20 protein-coding genes and 4 pseudogenes are annotated in these 15844 nt (G+C 70.6%); 20 read left to right on the forward strand and 4 right to left on the reverse strand.

Translation table 11 applies throughout. From position 1 onward, the window contains the following. Positions 1–4 precede the first annotated feature (4 nt). Positions 5–373, reverse strand: coding sequence for a hypothetical protein (locus tag QQK29_RS12225; protein ID WP_284300651.1), 369 nt, complete (start codon positions 371–373; stop codon positions 5–7). A 154-nt stretch (positions 374–527) separates the two neighbouring features. On the opposite strand from QQK29_RS12225, the gene QQK29_RS12230 reads away from it, so the two are divergent. The 8 genes and pseudogenes from QQK29_RS12230 to QQK29_RS18055 all read left to right on the forward strand — a co-directional run bounded on the left by QQK29_RS12230 (position 528) and on the right by QQK29_RS18055 (position 4408). Next, complete coding sequence (locus QQK29_RS12230) at positions 528–704, forward strand: hypothetical protein (protein WP_284300653.1); 177 nt, start codon at positions 528–530, stop codon at positions 702–704. Position 705: 1 nt separating this feature from the next. Continuing rightward, positions 706–1128 (forward strand): TadE/TadG family type IV pilus assembly protein, encoded by a 423-nt coding sequence (locus tag QQK29_RS12235; protein WP_284300655.1) that lies wholly within the window; start codon positions 706–708, stop codon positions 1126–1128. Then, positions 1103–1576, forward strand: a complete 474-nt coding sequence (locus tag QQK29_RS12240) for a hypothetical protein (protein WP_284300657.1) — start codon at positions 1103–1105, stop codon at positions 1574–1576. Before QQK29_RS12235 ends, QQK29_RS12240 begins: the two co-directional genes overlap by 26 nt. Positions 1577–1581: 5 nt before the next feature. Beyond that, positions 1582–2019 (forward strand): pilus assembly protein TadG-related protein, encoded by a 438-nt coding sequence (locus tag QQK29_RS12245; protein ID WP_284300659.1) that lies wholly within the window; start codon positions 1582–1584, stop codon positions 2017–2019. Between the two features lie 97 nt (positions 2020–2116). Beyond that, positions 2117–2782 (forward strand): annotated as a pseudogene (locus QQK29_RS18910) (DUF2207 domain-containing protein); the annotation flags it as partial. Between the two features lie 488 nt (positions 2783–3270). Beyond that, complete coding sequence (locus tag QQK29_RS12255; RefSeq protein ID WP_284301968.1) at positions 3271–3933, forward strand: DUF2207 family protein; 663 nt, start codon at positions 3271–3273, stop codon at positions 3931–3933. A 92-nt stretch (positions 3934–4025) separates the two neighbouring features. Further along, on the forward strand, positions 4026–4283 hold the full coding sequence (locus tag QQK29_RS12260; protein WP_348533864.1) for a hypothetical protein: 258 nt from the start codon (positions 4026–4028) through the stop codon (positions 4281–4283). Further along, positions 4259–4408, forward strand: coding sequence for a hypothetical protein (locus QQK29_RS18055; protein ID WP_348533865.1), 150 nt, complete (start codon positions 4259–4261; stop codon positions 4406–4408). The genes QQK29_RS12260 and QQK29_RS18055 overlap by 25 nt, the downstream gene beginning before the upstream one ends. Before the next feature lie 16 nt (positions 4409–4424). On the opposite strand, the gene msrA is transcribed toward QQK29_RS18055, so the two are convergent. Next, a complete protein-coding gene (gene msrA / locus QQK29_RS12265; protein ID WP_284300661.1) occupies positions 4425–4973 on the reverse strand; it encodes a peptide-methionine (S)-S-oxide reductase MsrA in 549 nt (182 codons plus the stop codon). 138 nt (positions 4974–5111) lie between these two features. On the opposite strand from msrA, the gene QQK29_RS12270 reads away from it, so the two are divergent. Then, on the forward strand, positions 5112–5519 hold the full coding sequence (locus tag QQK29_RS12270) for a hypothetical protein (protein ID WP_284300663.1): 408 nt from the start codon (positions 5112–5114) through the stop codon (positions 5517–5519). On the opposite strand, the gene QQK29_RS12275 is transcribed toward QQK29_RS12270, so the two are convergent. Next, entirely contained in the window at positions 5506–5787 is a 282-nt protein-coding gene (locus QQK29_RS12275; RefSeq protein WP_284300664.1) for a peptide methionine sulfoxide reductase, read from the reverse strand. The genes QQK29_RS12270 and QQK29_RS12275 overlap by 14 nt on opposite strands. Before the next feature lie 433 nt (positions 5788–6220). On the opposite strand from QQK29_RS12275, the gene QQK29_RS12280 reads away from it, so the two are divergent. From QQK29_RS12280 to QQK29_RS12305, 7 genes and pseudogenes are all read left to right on the forward strand, one after another. Next, positions 6221–6376: a DUF5709 domain-containing protein gene (locus QQK29_RS12280; protein WP_284300666.1), complete on the forward strand. Its 156-nt coding sequence runs from the start codon at positions 6221–6223 to the stop codon at positions 6374–6376. Between the two features lie 76 nt (positions 6377–6452). Further along, entirely contained in the window at positions 6453–6812 is a 360-nt protein-coding gene (locus QQK29_RS12285; protein WP_284300668.1) for an LmrA/YxaF family transcription factor, read from the forward strand. Beyond that, complete coding sequence (locus QQK29_RS12290; RefSeq protein WP_284300670.1) at positions 6809–7438, forward strand: TetR/AcrR family transcriptional regulator; 630 nt, start codon at positions 6809–6811, stop codon at positions 7436–7438. The genes QQK29_RS12285 and QQK29_RS12290 overlap by 4 nt, the downstream gene beginning before the upstream one ends. A gap of 113 nt (positions 7439–7551) precedes the next feature. After that, positions 7552–8454: an NADP-dependent oxidoreductase gene (locus tag QQK29_RS12295; RefSeq protein ID WP_284300672.1), complete on the forward strand. Its 903-nt coding sequence runs from the start codon at positions 7552–7554 to the stop codon at positions 8452–8454. Between the two features lie 151 nt (positions 8455–8605). Next, a pseudogene (locus tag QQK29_RS18730) lies at positions 8606–8893 on the forward strand (GNAT family N-acetyltransferase); the annotation flags it as partial. 539 nt (positions 8894–9432) lie between these two features. Next, positions 9433–9669 (forward strand): annotated as a pseudogene (locus tag QQK29_RS18735) (GNAT family N-acetyltransferase); the annotation flags it as partial. Positions 9670–9784: 115 nt separating this feature from the next. Next, positions 9785–10729, forward strand: coding sequence for an NADP-dependent oxidoreductase (locus QQK29_RS12305; RefSeq protein WP_284300676.1), 945 nt, complete (start codon positions 9785–9787; stop codon positions 10727–10729). A gap of 9 nt (positions 10730–10738) precedes the next feature. On the opposite strand, the gene QQK29_RS12310 is transcribed toward QQK29_RS12305, so the two are convergent. Further along, positions 10739–11977, reverse strand: coding sequence for an MFS transporter (locus tag QQK29_RS12310; RefSeq protein WP_284300678.1), 1239 nt, complete (start codon positions 11975–11977; stop codon positions 10739–10741). 56 nt (positions 11978–12033) lie between these two features. On the opposite strand from QQK29_RS12310, the gene prfB reads away from it, so the two are divergent. The 4 genes and pseudogenes from prfB (at position 12034) to smpB (ending at position 15783) form a co-directional block, all read left to right on the forward strand. Continuing rightward, a protein-coding gene (prfB, locus tag QQK29_RS12315) for a peptide chain release factor 2 (protein WP_284300681.1) occupies positions 12034–13139 on the forward strand; the annotation gives its coding sequence in 2 pieces (ribosomal slippage) (positions 12034–12103 and positions 12103–13139; 1107 coding nt in all). A gap of 172 nt (positions 13140–13311) precedes the next feature. Continuing rightward, positions 13312–14262 (forward strand): cell division ATP-binding protein FtsE, encoded by a 951-nt coding sequence (gene ftsE / locus QQK29_RS12320; protein ID WP_284300684.1) that lies wholly within the window; start codon positions 13312–13314, stop codon positions 14260–14262. Continuing rightward, positions 14259–15166: pseudogene (ftsX, locus tag QQK29_RS12325) on the forward strand (permease-like cell division protein FtsX). Before ftsE ends, ftsX begins: the two are co-directional and overlap by 4 nt. Before the next feature lie 140 nt (positions 15167–15306). Next, positions 15307–15783, forward strand: a complete 477-nt coding sequence (smpB, locus tag QQK29_RS12330) for an SsrA-binding protein SmpB (protein ID WP_284300686.1) — start codon at positions 15307–15309, stop codon at positions 15781–15783. Positions 15784–15844: the final 61 nt, after the last annotated feature.

Genomic DNA, 15844 nt, shown 5'->3' on the forward strand with positions numbered 1-15844 from the left:
GCGTTCAGGCGGGGCTCAGCAGGATCGCGAGCCCCGCGAGCGTCATACCGCTCAGGTTCAGCACGATGCCGACCCGGATGCAGACGACTTTCTGCTTGTAGGCCTCGGCGAGGCGGAACCCCAGCACGGGGCAGCCCGCCCAGACGAGCGCGGCCAGGCCGAGCGCCGCCGCGACCGCCCCGAGCCAGAACCCGAGCTCGGCCAGCGGCGGCAGGCCGAGTGGGCGCCAGCCGCTCGCGAGCAGTGGGCCGAGACCGATCGTGGGGGCCAGCGCGGCGGCCGCGAGCCAGATGGTGCCGGTGCGGATGATGCGCTGCGTCTCCAGCGCGCGGGACTCCACATCGAGAGAACGTACGTCGAGAAGTTCACTCATCGCTCCACCATGCACCCGGCCATGCGCGTCGTCCACCCGCTTGCGAATCGTGCGAGTTGGTCGTTATGGGCCCGCGAATCGACCAACTGGCACGATTCCCGGGCCTGTGGATAGTTTCTGCGGCGCCGGGGCCAGCGGTGCCACGCTTGCCCGCATGACGACGCGTGGCATCCGCTTGCTCAAGAAGTTCGCCGACGACCGCGGAGACGTACCGGGCTGGGTGCTCATCACCCTCATGACCGCTGCATTGGTGATCCTCATCTGGGCGCTCGCCGGCCCCGCGCTCTCCGACATCTTCCAGAACGCGATCGACAAGGTCTCCGGGATCTGAGGTGCGGGTCCGGGGGCAGCGCGCGCGAGCACGCGGGCGCGGCACGTTGCGCGACGACGCCGGTTCGGCGCCCGTCGAGTTCGTGCTCGTCGGGGTGCTGCTGACCTTCCTGACGCTCGCCGTGCTGCAGCTCGCCCTCGCCCTGCACGTGCGCAACACCGTGCTCGACGCCGCAGCCGAGGGCGCCCGTTATGGCTCCCTCGCCGACAACGAGCCTGCCGACGCGGTGCCGCGCACGATCGAACTCATCGAGGCCGCGGTCGGCCCCGACTTCGCGCGTGACGTGACGGTGCGGGAGGGCTCCTGGATGGGCGTGCCCGCCGTCATCGTCACCGTGCGCACGACGTTGCCGCTCGCCGGGTTCCTCGGCCCCGACCGTGGGATGGAGGTGGAAGGCCATGCGGCACGCGAGACGCTGGATTGACGGGCGACGCCTCGCCGCATCCGACGGCGGGTCCGCGTCGCTCGAGTTCATCACGGTCGGCGTGCTGCTGCTCGTGCCGCTCGTCTACCTCGTGCTCGTGGTGTCGTCGCTGCAGTCGGCGTCGCTCGGCGTGGAGGGCGCGGCCCGGCAGGCGAGCCGCGTCTTCGTGCAGGCAGAGTCGGAGGCCGACGCGCGCGCCGCGGCCGAGCGCGCCATCCGGGTGACCCTCGCCGACTACGGCCTCGACGCCGACGCCGCCGAGGTCGCGATCACGTGCCGGCCCGATCCCGCCGACTGCCTCGCGCGGCGCGGGTTCGTGACGGTCGAGATCGCCACGGTCGTGCGGCTGCCGCTCGCGCCGCCCGTGCTCGCCGTCGACGTGCCGCTCGGCGTGCCCGTGCAGGCGCTCGCGACCGAGCAGGTCTCGCGGTTCCGGGCGGGGTCATGAAGCGGATGCGGGCGGCGCTCGCCGCGGACGACGGATCGACGCTGCCGCTCGTCGCGTTCTTCGGCATGCTGGGCCTCGCCGTCGTGCTCATCGTGACCGCGGCGACCTCGCTCTACCTCGAGAAGGAGCGTCTCTTCACGGTCGCCGACGGCGCGGCCCTCGTGGGTGCGGAGGCGTTCGAGCTCGACGCGGTGAGCTTCACGCCCGACGGGCCCCGTCCCACGCTCGAAAGCGACGACGTCGCGGCGGCCGCCGCCGACTACCTCGCGGGCAACCCGGCGCCCGACCTCGACGGGCTGGCGATCGAGCGGGCGTTCACGGCCGACGGACGCAGCGCGACGGTCACGGTCACCTCGGTGTGGCATCCGCCGGTCGTCACGATCTTCGTGCCCGACGGGTTGCGTATCGAGGCGACGGCGACGGCCCGCTCGGTGTTCGGGTGAGGGCGTCTCGGGGCTCCGATATGCTCCCGGCGTGACCCGACGACGCTTAGCCGCCCTCGTGACCCTTGCGGCACTTGCCATCGGCGGCATCGGCATCGTGTTCGCCATCGGTCTCCCGAACCTCGGGCGTGTTCCCGCGAGCGGAAGCGTCACGGCGGTCGGGGCGCCGGAGGCGCGCACGGGGGTCGACGACTTCCGCTTCGCCTCCTTCGACGCCATCTACCAGCTCGACCGCGACGTCGAGGCGCGCTCGACCCTGCACACCACCGAGCACCTCGTGGCGGTCTTCCCCGACATCGATCAGAACCGTGGCATCCGGCGTGCCATCCCCGCCGTGTACGACGGCCACTCGACCCAGCTCGACGTCGTCTCGGTCTCCGACGCCGACGGCACGCCGCGCCCCTACACGAGCGAACGCGACGGCGATTTCCTGGTGCTCACGATCGCCGTGCCCGAGGGGCAGTACGTGCACGGCGAGCAGCACTACGTGATCGAGTACACCGAGCGCGATGTCACCCGCTACTTCAGCGACACGGGCGTCGACGAGTTCTACCGCGACGTCAACGGCACCGGATGGGCGCAGCCGTTCGGCGAGGTCAGCGCGCGGCTCGAGCTCGCACCAGCGGTCGCTGCCGCCGCGACCGGTGACGCCTCCTGCTACCAGGGCGCGGAGGGCAGCACGGCCCGCTGTTCGATCGACCGCGAAGGCACCGGCTTCGTCGCGCACGCCCGAGACCTCGGCCCACGACAGAACATGACGATCGCCGTGGCCTTCCGCGAAGGCACCTTCGTGGCGCCGCCGTTCGATCTCTTCGCGCTCTTCCCGCCCTTCCTGATCGCCGGGCTCGGCGTGATCCTCGCCACGATCATCGCTGCCGTGGTCTACCGCATCTTCGGCCTCCGCGCGGCCGAGGGTCGCGGCACGATCGTCGCCTGGTACGAGCCGCCCGAGAACGTCACGGTGCCGCTCGCGGCCAACCTGCTCGGGGTGCCGCAGCGCGCCTTCACCGCCTCGATCCTCGACCTCGCGGTGCGCGGCAAGGTGCGACTGCTGCACGATCCCGCGGCGGATGCGTACGGCATCCGGCTGCTGGATCGCACCGGCGTCTCGCCCGACGAGCGCCACATGGTGAGTCGACTCTTCTGGTCGGGCAGCCGCGTGAGCCCCGAGGTGAGCGACGGGCTCGTGAAGCCCGACCTCGACATCCGCTGGTTCGAACCGCGCGAGCGAGCTCTCGGGCTCATCGCGGCATCCGTGCGCAAGCACGCGGATGCGCTCGCCCTGAGTGCCGGGCTGCGGCGCAAACCCTCAGCTCGCCCGGTGGGCTCGTGGTGCTCGGGCTGCTCATCGGTTTCGCGCTGCTTGTGGTGAACGCCATCGTCTCGGGAGACGAGGGCGTGCTCGCGGTGACGCTCGCGCTCGGCATCAACGCGATCATTTGGGTGGCGATCGGGCTCGCGAGCCTCGTCACGAGCCCCCGGCCGCTCACCCGCTCGGGGGCGCTCATCGTGGAGCATCTGCAGGGGCTTCGCGAGTACATCCGGCTCGCCGAGGCCGACCGACTGCGGATGCTGCAAAGCGCCTCGGGGGCCGAGCGCACCACGGGCGAGAGCGGTGTCGACGTCGTGCGCGTCTACGAGCGACTGCTGCCCTACGCCGTGCTCTTCGGCCTCGAGCGGGAGTGGCAGGCCGAGCTCTCGCGCTACTACGGTGACGTCTCGCCGAACTGGGTCGAGAGCGGCCCCGGCCCCTTCACGGTCGTGCCGTTCACCGCTCACCTGGCCGCCGTGCCCGGCATCGCGTCGAGCTCGAGCTCGTGGGGCACCTCCTCGGGATCGTCGTCGAGCGGTGGTTCCAGCGGCGGCGGCTCGTCGGGCGGCGGAGGCGGAGGCGGTGGTGGCGGCGGCGTGTGAGCCGTCCCAGCGGCACCGCCCCAGCTGCACCGCTCGGCAGGCTCCCGCGTCACACAGCCCCGGCATCCGCGTTCCCGCTCTACGGTGGGCACATGCACAGACGCGACTGGATCGAGCACCGCCGCGCCGATGGGGAGCGCGTCGGGTGGATGCGCCCGGAAGGTGACGGCTTCGTGCCCGTCGACCTGCTCGGTCGTGATCGCGCGCCCGCGCTCGACTGGCTGAGCGCCGAGGAGCTGCTGGACGAGCTCGGCATCGGCTACCTGGCCGAGCCGTATGTGCTCGAGCGCGCGGATGGCGCCCCCTGCGGGTGCGCATCGTCGAGGTGTCGACGGAGCGCATCCGGGTGAAGCTCGACGACTTCGGCGCGATCGACGGGCCGCGCGTGAACTTCGACCTCAGTTGGCCGATGCCGCCCGAGCTGCGCACCTGGTCGACCGAGGCCGACGCCATCACGGCATGGCCCGGGGCCTGACCGGCTCAGACGCGGCTCAGGATGCGGCGCGCGCCGGAAGCACCCAACCGGGCCGCACGAAGTGGCAGGTGTAGCCGCCCGGGTTCGCGATCAGGTAGTCCTGGTGCTCGGGCTCGGCCTCCCAGAAGGGGCCGGCCGGCTCGATCGTCGTGACGGCCTTGCCGGGCCACAGCCCCGAGGCGTCGACGTCGGCGATCGTGTCACGGGCAACCTGCTCCTGCTCGGGGGTGAGGGGGAAGATCGCCGAGCGGTAGCTCGTGCCGAGGTCGTTGCCCTGCCGGTTGAGCGTCGACGGATCGTGCACCTGGAAGAAGAAGGCGAGGATGTCGCGGTAGCTCGTCTTCTCGGGGTCGAAGACGATCTCCACGGCCTCCGCGTGCCCCGGGTGGTTCGGATAGGTGGCGTGGTCGTTGGTGCCACCCGTGTAGCCCACGCGCGTTCCGATCACGCCGGGCTGGCGGCGGATGAGGTCTTCGAGGCCCCAGAAGCAGCCTCCGGCGAGCACCGCCGTCTCGGTTCCCGGGGTGCGCGTGACCTCGCCGGTGTCGCTCATGCCGCTCGTCATGGTGTCTCCTCAGTGTTGAAACTGCATCGTCGGGGGATGGGACGATTGCATCCAAAAGAAGCGTAGGTGATCTTCGGAGCTTGTGGGTGGAATCCCGAAAATGGACGATATAGTCCTATCAACGGGAAGGAGCACGACATGAGCGAGAGCGCAACATCCGCGAACGCACACGGGCGCCGCATCGCCGCCGACGACGTGGTCGAGGCCGTCACGAGGGCGCCGCTGCGCTACCAGGACGGATCGACCCAGGTCTTCACCCCCGACGGCAACACGACCTTCGTCGAGCACGGCCGCCGCACCTCGGGCGAGTGGGGCGTCGATCACGAGGGCAGCTTCTGGTCGTTCTGGCCGCCGGACTACCGGGCGAGCTATGACGTGTACTGGATCATGGGCGCCGAGAACACGGGCGCCGAGACGGGCGCCGACAACGCGGGCGCCGAGACAGCAGATGCCGTACCCGCCACCGCATCCGGCGTGCGTTTCGTGGAGCGCCACGGCGGCGCGGTCTCCGACGGTCGCTACCAGAGCCGCGTCACCCGGGGCTGAGCGCATCCGCGGCCGCACGCAGCATCCGCAGCACGCTCTCCGCCGGCACCTCGCACGGTTTGAGCAGCGCCCCGCGACTCGTGAGCCAGACGTTGGCCCCGAGATACTCGGCGCCGCCGAGCCGCTCGGCGTCGATCGTGATCACCTTGCCCTCGGCGCGCGTCGTGCGCGTGATCGCCCACGGCTCGCCCGCGAGGTGCAGGCGGGTCCACCCCTCGGGGATGGCGTGCACCAGGGTCTCGAGTTCTTCGTCGCGCGACGGGCTCATCGATCCGCTCTCTGTGAGGGGGCTCGCATTCCACGAGGGCAGGCCGTCGGCCTGCGTTTGTTCCAACGCCGGATGCCGCGATCTCGTTCCCGGGCGCGGTGCCGGCCCACCGACAGAAAGGCGATCGCATGAGCGACACCGGCCAGGACTTCAGCTACGACATCTCGGAGGACGACGAGGGCCTGCTGCCGCCCGACGAGAGCCTCGATCCCGACGAGCTCGATGACGACTTCGACGAGCTCGGCTACTCGCCGCTGGATCGGCCCTCCGGCAACCTCTCCTGGGGCTTCACGGCGCGGGAGGCGCGCACCTCGGAACCCCTGTCCGCCCGCCTGGCACGCGAGCTGCCCGACGTGGGCGCCGACCTCGACGGCGAGGAGGAGACGGCCTCGGCGATGTCATCGACACCGATGGCGAGCTGCGTGACGACGAGGTGGGCTCGGCGCGAGCGGGTCGACTCGTCTGGGCGGAGCCGGAGAGCCGCGATCCGGAGGCCGAATACTGGGCGTCGGATGTCGGCATCGACGGGGGCGCCGCCTCGGCGGAGGAGGCGGCCGTGCACGTGATCGACACCGACGAACGCGGATGACACCCGGCTTCACCGAGGTGCTCGCCCGGGAGACCTCGGCGCTCGCCGAGGTGGGGGATGCGGCAGGATTCGCGCAGTGGCGGCGCCGGCTCGTGGGGAGTTGCTCGCGCCGCGCTCGCCGTATGCCCTCGTGCTGCGCACCGACGGGGCGGACCACGAGCGGGCGGTCTTCCTCGATCGGTGGAGCGACCTGCTCACGGCGGCCGTCGCGCGCGTGCTCGCCGCCGCGCCCACCCGCGGGCAGGTGGACCCTCGTGAACTCGCGATGCTCATCCTCGCCGCGGTGCACGGGGGCAGCATCCTCAGCCGGGTCGCCCGCGACCCGGGGCCGCTGCAGGCGGCGCTCGATCTGGCGTTCCTGCCGCTCGAGCAGGCCGAACGCGACCCTCTCGCATCCGATGGCCGTGCCGGGCCGCTCGATAGCATGGCATCGTGACGATCTCGGCCGACGCGAGCACCGCGAAACGCCTCACGGCGCGTGGGGCGAAGACGCGAGCCCGGATCGTCGCGGCGGCCGCGGAGCTCATGTACGTGCGGGGCGTCGGTGCCACGACCCTCGACGAGGTGGTGGCCGCGAGCGGGGTCAGCAAGTCGCAGCTGTACCACCACTTCGCGGGCAAGGAGATGCTCGTGCGGGCGGTCATCGATCTCACGGGCGAGCGCGTGATGCAGCGCGAGCGCGACGCCCTCTCCACCGTCTCCACCATGGCGGGCCTGCGGCGGTGGCGGGACGCGCTCGTGCAGAACAACGCGCTGCGTCACGGTGCCTATGGATGCTCGCTCGGCTCGCTCGCATCCGATGTCGCCGACCAGGACGAGGTGGCCCGGCGCACCCTGCACGAGCTGTTCGGTGCCTGGCAGGCACTGCTCGCCGATGCCCTGGGGCGCATGCGCGAGGCGGGCGTGCTGCCGCCGGACGCGCCGGTCGAGCAGCTCGCGACCGGGCTCATGGGGGCCGTGCAGGGCGGATACATGCTCGCCCAGACGGCACACAACGTGGCGCCGATGGGTACCTCGATCGACATGGCGCTCGCGCACATCGAGAGCCTGACGGTGCGCTGACCCGCGTGCGACCGAATTGGACGATATCGTCCGATTCGGGAGTACGATGGCACCAGCTCGTGCGACACGTCCACGCGAGCGAGGCAGGGAGGTGCCGGATGAAGGCGATCGTCGTGACGGATCCCACCGCGGGAACCGCGGGAATGACACTCACCGAGCGGCCCGACCCCGCCCCGGGCGGCAACGACGTGCTCGTCGAGGTGCACGCATCCGGATTCACACCGGGCGAGCTCAGCTGGCCGGGCACCTGGGCCGATCACCTCGGCCGCGACCGCACGCCCTCGATCCCCGGGCACGAGGTGGCCGGCATCGTGCGTTCGCTCGGATACGGCACGCGCGGCCTGTCGGTCGGCCAGCGGGTGTTCGGGCTCGCCGCATGGGACCGCGACGGCACCCTCGCCGAATCGGTCGTGATCGAGGCGCGCAACCTCGCACCGTTGCCCGGCGACATCGACTTCACCATCGGCGCGAGCCTGCCCATCTCGGGACTCACGGCCTGGCAGGGGCTCTTCGTGCACGGCCGGTTCGAGGCCGGTCAGAGCGTGCTCGTGCACGGTGCGGCAGGCGGAGTCGGCTCGATCGTCGCTCAGCTCGCGCGTGAGGCCGGCGCGTACGTCATCGGCACGGGACGCGCCGCCGACCGTGAGGCGGCTCTCGACTTCGGCGCTCAAGAGTTCCTCGACCTCGAGCACGACGAGCTCGCCGACATCGGGGAGGTCGACCTCGTCTTCGACGTGATCGGCGGCGAGGTCGGCAGCCGCTCCGCTGCCCTCGTGCGCGCCGGCGGGATGCTCGTGACGATCGCCGGACCGCCCGAGGCCCGACCGGCCGAGGGCATCGCCGTCGACTTCGTCGTGGAGGCGGACCGCGCCCAGCTCGGCGAGCTCGCCACCCGCGTGCGCGACGGGCGGCTGCGTACCCGCATCGGCCGCGTTGCCGACCTGGGCGGTGCCGTCGCCGCCTTCAACGCGCCGGAACGCGCGGCCGGCAAGACCATCATCCGTGTGCGTGCGTGAGCGTCCGCGCACGCCATCGACTCGGGAGGAACACACGATCATGACGCAGTCCATCGACTCCACACACTTCACCTTCGAGTACCCCGATGAAGCCGGCTATCCCGACGGAGTGGGCACGCTCACACAAGACCAGACGGTGCTCATCGGCGAGATGCTCGCCGACCCCCGTGAGCTCGGGCTCGACTTCACCCTCGTCGACGACGACGCCGAGAACACGTACGAGGCGATCGTCGGCGATACCGAGATCGCAGCGATGCCCTATACCCGGGCTGGCGACGATCGGCTCGTGCTGCTTGCGACCTCCGTGTTCCCGGAGTTCCGCGGGCAGGGTGTCGCGACCGAGCTCATCCGCCGGGTGCTCGACGACGTGCGGCGCCAGCACAAGACCGTCACCATCATGTGCCCGGTGGTGCGCACCTTCATCGACCGGCATCCGGACTACGCCGACCTCGTCGATGCGCAGCACCCGGGGTCACTCGGAGCCGGGGCCATGTCTGAGCACGAGCCGGCCTCGGGCGAGCACGTTCCGACCACGACGCATGCCGCCTGGGGTGCCGGGCATCCGCGGCTGCTGGTCGTGCGCGACGACGAGCGGCAGGTGCACGAGATCACGACGGATGTCACGCGCATCGGCTCGTCGCCGGATGCCGAGCTGAACCTGCCGGCGACCCAGCCGATGCACGCGATGGTCACGCACGACCCCACCGACGAGTACGTGCTGCAGATGTTCGGTGCGGGTGAGACGAGCCTGCACGACTGGCGCACGATCGGAACCGGCTCGCACGATGTCGAGGTGCTGCGCACCGGTGCGCACTTCAGCACGGGGCCCTGGCGGCTCGTGTTCGCGCGCGACGAGTTCGCCGATCACGGGCGCCCCTACGGCGGGCGTCAGGGCGGCGAGGAGCCCACCAGCGGCGTCAGCCGCCGCGTCCGGACTATGCGCAGATGCTCGCGGAGGCGGTCATCACCCACGCCTCGATGGATGCGGATGCCGAGAACGCCGTCGAGTTCCGGCTCGTCGACGACACGGCGGCGGGCATCTACCTCGCGGTCGTCGGAGATCGGGAGGTCGCCGGCATCACCTACAACCTCATCGGAGATCACCGCATCGTGCTGCTCGCGGTGTCGGTGTTCCCGGAGTTCCGGGGTCGCGGCATCGCGATGGAGCTCATCCGTCAGGTGCTCGACGAGGTGCGCGCGCAGGGCAGAACGGTCACGAACTACTGTCCCGTGGTGCTGACCTTCCTCGAGCGAAATCCGTCGTACGCCGAGCTCATCGACACCGAGCATCCGGGCGTCGTCTCCCACGAGACGAAGGAGGGCCCACCGCGTGAAGGCCATCATCGTGACCGACCGCACGGCGGGCATCCCCGGGATGCGGCTGGTGGATCGTCCGGATCCGGATGTCGCGCGGCTCGCGAGTCTCGACGGCGCGAGCTACGGCGATGTCGTGGTCGAGGTGCACGCCTCGGGGTTCACCGGCAACGAGCTCGACTGGCCCTCGACCTGGACGGATCGGGAGGGGCGCGACCGCAGCCCGACGATCCCCGGGCACGAGGTCGCGGGCGTCGTGACGGCGCTCAGCTACGGGGCCGCCGGGCTCGCGGTGGGCCAGCGGGTGTTCGGCCTCGCCGATTGGACTCGCGACGGCAGCCTCGCCGAGTACGCCGTGGTCGAGGCGCGCAACCTCGCGCCGCTGCCCGGCGACGTCGACTTCGTCACCGGAGCGGGCGTCGCGATGACGGGCCTCACTGCATGGCAGGGGCTCTTCGAGCACGGGCGGCTCACCGCGGGTCAGACCGTGCTCGTGCACGGCGCCGCGGGTGCGGTGGGGTCGATGGCGGCGCAGCTCGCCCGTGACGCCGGCGCCTACGTCGTCGGCACGGGACGCGCCTCCCACCGCCTGGCCGCACTCGACTTCGGCGCGAACGAGTTCCTCGACCTCGAGAACGACGACCTCGACGACGCGGCAGGCGTCGACCTCGTCTTCGACGTCTTCGGCGGCGACATCGGGCGGCGTTCCGTCGCCCTCGTCCGCCCCGGCGGCACCTTCGTGACCGTCGCCGGACCGCCGGAGGTGCGACCCACCGACGCCCGCAGCGTCGACTTCGTCGTGGTCTCGGACCGCGCGCAGCTCACCGAGATCGCACACCGCGTGCGCACCGGGCGGGTGCGCCCGCACATCGGCCGGGTCGCCGAGCTCGCGGATGCCGCTTCCGCTCTCGACCCTGCGACGCGCGCTCCCGGGAAGACCGTCATCCGCATCCGCCCCTGAGCGGCGCGCTCAGCCGCGCGGGCGGCGCCGGGTGGTGTACTTCGGCACGAAGATGCGCAGCTCGAGGGCACCCGCGAGGCCGAGCACGCCCATGACGCCCGCCGCGATCGGCAGCGAGGCCGCCGCCGTCACGCCCCAGATGAGCAGCGGGGCCACGGCCGCGCCGGTGTCGTTCGTGAAGCGCCATGCGCCGAGGAACGGCGCGGGACGCGCGGGGTCGGCCAGGTCGGCACCGAGGGTCATGAGGATCCCTGCGCCGATCCCGTTCGAGAGCGAGAGTAGGCCGGCGATCACCGCGAACCACACGGCCGCGTGGGGAACGTCGTGGGTGAAGGCGAGCAGGAGGTGGGAGAGGCCGAGGCCGATCATGGAGGGCACCGCCGTCCACAATCGGCCGAAGCGGTCCATGATCCAGCCACCCGCATAGAACAGACCGAAATCGAGGGCGGCGGCCGAGCCGATGATGATCGCCATGGTCGCCTCGTCGATGCCGATCGACACCGCCCACAGCGGCAGGATCACGTTGCGGCTGGCACGCAGTGCCGCCACGAGGGCCGAGCCCGTGCCGAGTGTCGCGAGCACGCGCCGGTTGGCCGTGATCGTGCGGAACAGGCCGCGATCCGCCGCCTCGACCTCGCGTGCCGCAGGCCCCGGGCGCGTGGTCACGGCATCCTCCGGGTCGTGCAGCGCGATGAGCACGATGATGGCGGCGAGGCATGCGGCGAGGTGGATCCAGAACGCGTTCGCCGCGGAGCCGGTGGCCTGGATGACGCCCGCCGTCACGAAAGGACCCACGAGGTACCCGAACCGGAAGGTACCGCCGAGGGTCGAGAGCGCCCGCGCACGGTAGACCGGCGGCACGAAGCTCGTCATGAAGGCGTGGCGCGCGAGGGCGAAGACGGCCGTCGCGACGCCGATGAGCAGGATGCCGATCCCCAGTACCCACGGGTTAGGAGCGAGCACCGAGATCAGCACGCCGACGATCGACAGCACCGAGGCGCCGATCATCGCCGTGCGCTCGCCGATCCGCGCCACGAGGGCGCCCGCGGGGATGTCGCCGAGCAGCTCGCCGACCACGATCATGGCCGACACGAGGGCGGCGCCGGCGATGTCGGCTCCGAGTCCGTTGGCGACCACCGGGATGATCGGGATGATCGCGCCCTCGCCGATCGAGAACAGGATCGTCGGCAGGAAGGCCGCCACCACGACCTGCCGCCACGGGAAGCGGTCGGCGGGTACGTCAGTCATGGCGCCGTCAACGCTACCCCGGTGCGGCGGCCGTCAGCGTCTAGGCTGATACCGCCATGCTCGACGACCTTCCCGGCCAACTCGCCGCCCTGCGCCACACCTTCGACGACATCCGCGCCGTTGTGGGGTGGAGCAGCTGCAGGCGCAGATCGCTGACCTCTCCGAGAAGGCGGGCGCGCCCGACCTGTGGGACGACCCCGAGGCGGCGCAGAAGGTCACGAGTGCCCTCAGCCACCGCCAGTCCGAACTCGCGCGGGTGACCGCCGTCGAGCGCCGCCTCGACGACCTCGACGTGCTCGTCGAGCTCGCCCGAGAAGCCGACGACGCCGAGACCGGCGCCGAGGCCCAGGCCGAGTACGAGGCGCTCAAGAAGACCATCGGCGACCTCGAGGTGCAGACCCTGCTCGACGGCGAGTACGACGACCGCTCGGCCGTGGTCACCATCCGCTCCGGTGCGGGCGGCGACGACGCCACCGACTTCGCCGAGATGCTCCTGCGCATGTACCTGCGCTGGGCCGAGCGTCACGGCTACCCCGTGAAGGTCATGGACACTTCGTACGCGGAGGGCGCCGGCATCAAGTCGGCCACCTTCGAAGTCGACGCCCCGTATGCCTACGGCACGCTGTCGATCGAGGCGGGAACGCACCGACTCGCGCGCATCAGCCCGTTCGGCTCGGCCGACAAGCGCCAGACGAGCTTCGCGGCGGTCGAGGTGATCCCCGTCATGGAGGAGGCCGTCGAGGTCGAGATCCCCGAGAACGACATCCGCGTCGACGTCTTCCGCTCCTCGGGCCCCGGCGGGCAGAGCGTCAACACGACCGACTCCGCGGTGCGGATCACCCACATCCCCACGGGCATCGTGGTGTCGATGCAGAACGAGAAGTCGCAGATCCAGAACCGCGCGGCCGCCATGCGCGTGCTGCAGACCCGACTGCTCCTGCTGCAGAAGGAGAAGGAGGCGGCCAAGAAGAAGGAGCTCGCCGGTACGATCACCGCGAGCTGGGGCGACCAGATGCGCTCGTACTTCCTCTACGGTCAACAGCTCGTCAAGGATCTGCGCACGGGCTACGAGGTCGGCAACCCGGCGACCGTCTTCGACGGCGAGCTCGACGGCTTCATCGCGGCCGGCATCCGCTGGCGCAAGTCCGACCACGACGCCTGAGCCCTCGCGGCCCCGTCCGTCTCCCGTCAAACGCTGTAGCGGTTGGCGGTGCGCGTCCGTGATTGCTGGCGCGCGACGGTCAACGCTGTAGCGTTTGTCGCCACCACCCGATCCCGAACGGGGGAGTGTCGCAACCCGCGTCCCGAAAAGGCGTGCTTAGGCTCAAGACGCCATGATCCGATTCGACCAGGTCACCAAGACCTATCCCGGCACGACCCGTCCCGCGCTCGGCAACGTGAGCCTCGAGGTGCTCAAGGGCGAGTTCGTGTTCCTCGTCGGAGCATCGGGGTCGGGCAAGTCGAGCTTCCTGCGGCTGATCCTCAAGGAGGAGCGGCCCACCAAGGGCAAGATCCACGTGCTCGGCCACGACCTCACGACGCTCGCCAACCGCAAGGTGCCCTACTTCCGTCGCAGCCTCGGCGTCGTGTTCCAGGACTTCCGCCTGCTGCCGGCCAAGACGGTCTTCGACAACGTCGCCTTCACCCTCCAGGTGATCGGCAAGTCGAAGGGCTTCATCCAGGAGGCGGTGCCCGACGTTCTCAAGATGGTCGGCCTCGCCGGCAAGGCGGGCCGCTTCCCGCATGAGCTCTCGGGCGGCGAGCAGCAGCGCGTCGCGATCGCGCGCGCCATCGTCAACAAGCCCGCGATCCTGCTGGCCGACGAGCCCACCGGCAACCTCGACCCCGCGACGAGCGCCGGCATCATGACGCTGCTCTCCACGATCAACGCCAACGGCACGACCGTGCTCATGGCCACCCACGATTCGGGCATCGTCGACACGATGAAGCGCCGCGTCATCGAGCTCATCTCGGGCCAGGTCGTGCGCGACGAGCGCCAGGGCGGCTACCAGACCCAGGCGATCCCCGTGCAGGACTTCAGCATCGGCGAGCGGCAGCAGGTGCACGCCGTGAACGCCGCGGATGCCGCGCCCGCCTCGGTTCCGCCGGTCACCGCTGCGGCGCTCACCGCGGCGGCCCCGATCTCGGCCCCCGCCGCCCCGCAGACGGCGTCGTTCTACGTGCCCAAGCAGCGGCCCGCATCCGAGCCGCCCGCGCCCGGGCCGAACACGGCATCCGCACCGCCCGTACCGCCGCCGCTCGTCGAGCCGGGAGGCGACGCATGAGGCTCGGGCTCATCCTCTCGGAGGTCGGTCAGGGCTTCCGCCGCAACCTCTCGATGGTCGTGTCGGTCGTGCTCGTCACGTTCATCTCGCTCACCTTCTTCGGCAGCGCGATCCTGCTGCAGCTGCAGATCGGCGAGATGAAGGGCTACTGGTACGACCGCGCCGAGGTCACGGTGTACATGTGCATCGCGGCGATCCCGGATTGCGATGGGGCGGACGCCACCCAGGAGCAGATCGACGCCGTGAGCGCTCAGCTCGCGGGCGACACGCTCGGGCAGTTCGTGCAGAAGGTCACCTTCGAGACGCGCGAAGACGCCTTCGCGCGGTTCCAGGAGGAGTTCGCAGGGTCGCCGATCGTCGAGATCGCCACGCTCGATGCGATCGCGGCCGACTTCCGCATCAAGCTCAGCAACCCCGATGACTCCGACATCATCATCGACTCGGTGAGCGGCATGCCGGGCGTCGACGAGGTGCGCGACGAACGGGCGCTGCTGCAGCCGATCTTCGACGTCATGAACGCGGCGAGCTACACGGCGGTCGGCATCGCGGCGCTCATGCTCGTGGCGGCGGTGCTGCTCATCTCGACCACGATCCGACTGTCGGCGTTCTCGCGCCGCCGCGAACTGGCGATCATGCGGCTCGTCGGTGCGTCGAACCGATTCATCGAGACGCCGTTCATCCTCGAGGAGTGCTGGCCTCGCTCATCGGCTCGGTGCTCGCGAGCGGGGCGGTCATCGCCATCGTGCACTTCTTCGTGAACGGCTATCTTGCCGAACGCATCTCCGAATACACCTTCATCGGGTTGGGCGAGGCCTACCTCGTGGCACCCATCCTGATCGGCGTCGGCGCCTTGCTGGCCGCGCTCTCGGCGAGCGTCGCCATCCGCCGCTACCTCAAGGCTTGAGGGGTCGAACGCTGTAGCGTTTGCCTGCGTGCGCCGGTGATGTCTGCCGCCCGACGCGAAGCGCTGCAGCGTTTGGCGGATAGACTGAACGGCTGCGTGCGTCGGCGGGCGGCGGATGCGAGAGCGCAGGGAGGTGCGTCATGCCCAAGGAGAAGGGCGAGAAGGTCGTCGCGACCAACCGGAAGGCGCGCCACGACTATCTCATCGAGGACACCTATGAGGCCGGCATCGTGCTCTCGGGCACCGAGGTGAAGTCGCTGCGCGAGGGCAAGGCCTCGCTCGTCGACGGCTACGCGTTCATCGACGGCGGCGAGATCTGGCTCGACGCGGTGCACATCCCCGAGTGGGGTTCGGGCTCGTGGACCAACCACGCCACGCGCCGCAAGCGCAAATTGCTCATGCACAAGGAGCAGATCATCAAGATCAGCCACCGCACGAAGGAGGGCGGCTACACCCTCGTGCCGCTCTCGATCTACTTCAAAGACGGCCGTGCGAAGGTCGAGCTCGCGGTCGCGAAGGGCAAGCGCGAGTTCGACAAGCGCCAGGCACTGCGTGAGCGTCAGGACAAGCGCGAGGCCGATCGCGCCATCGCGAGCCGGCGGCACCTGGGGGAGTAGCCCGCGCTCGCTCTGCCGCGGTTTCGGCGCTCTGCGCGCGTCGAAACCGCGGCAGAGCGCC

It is taken from the genome of Homoserinibacter gongjuensis (assembly GCF_030161875.1).
Classification (GTDB): Bacteria; Actinomycetota; Actinomycetes; order Actinomycetales; family Microbacteriaceae; genus Homoserinibacter; species Homoserinibacter gongjuensis.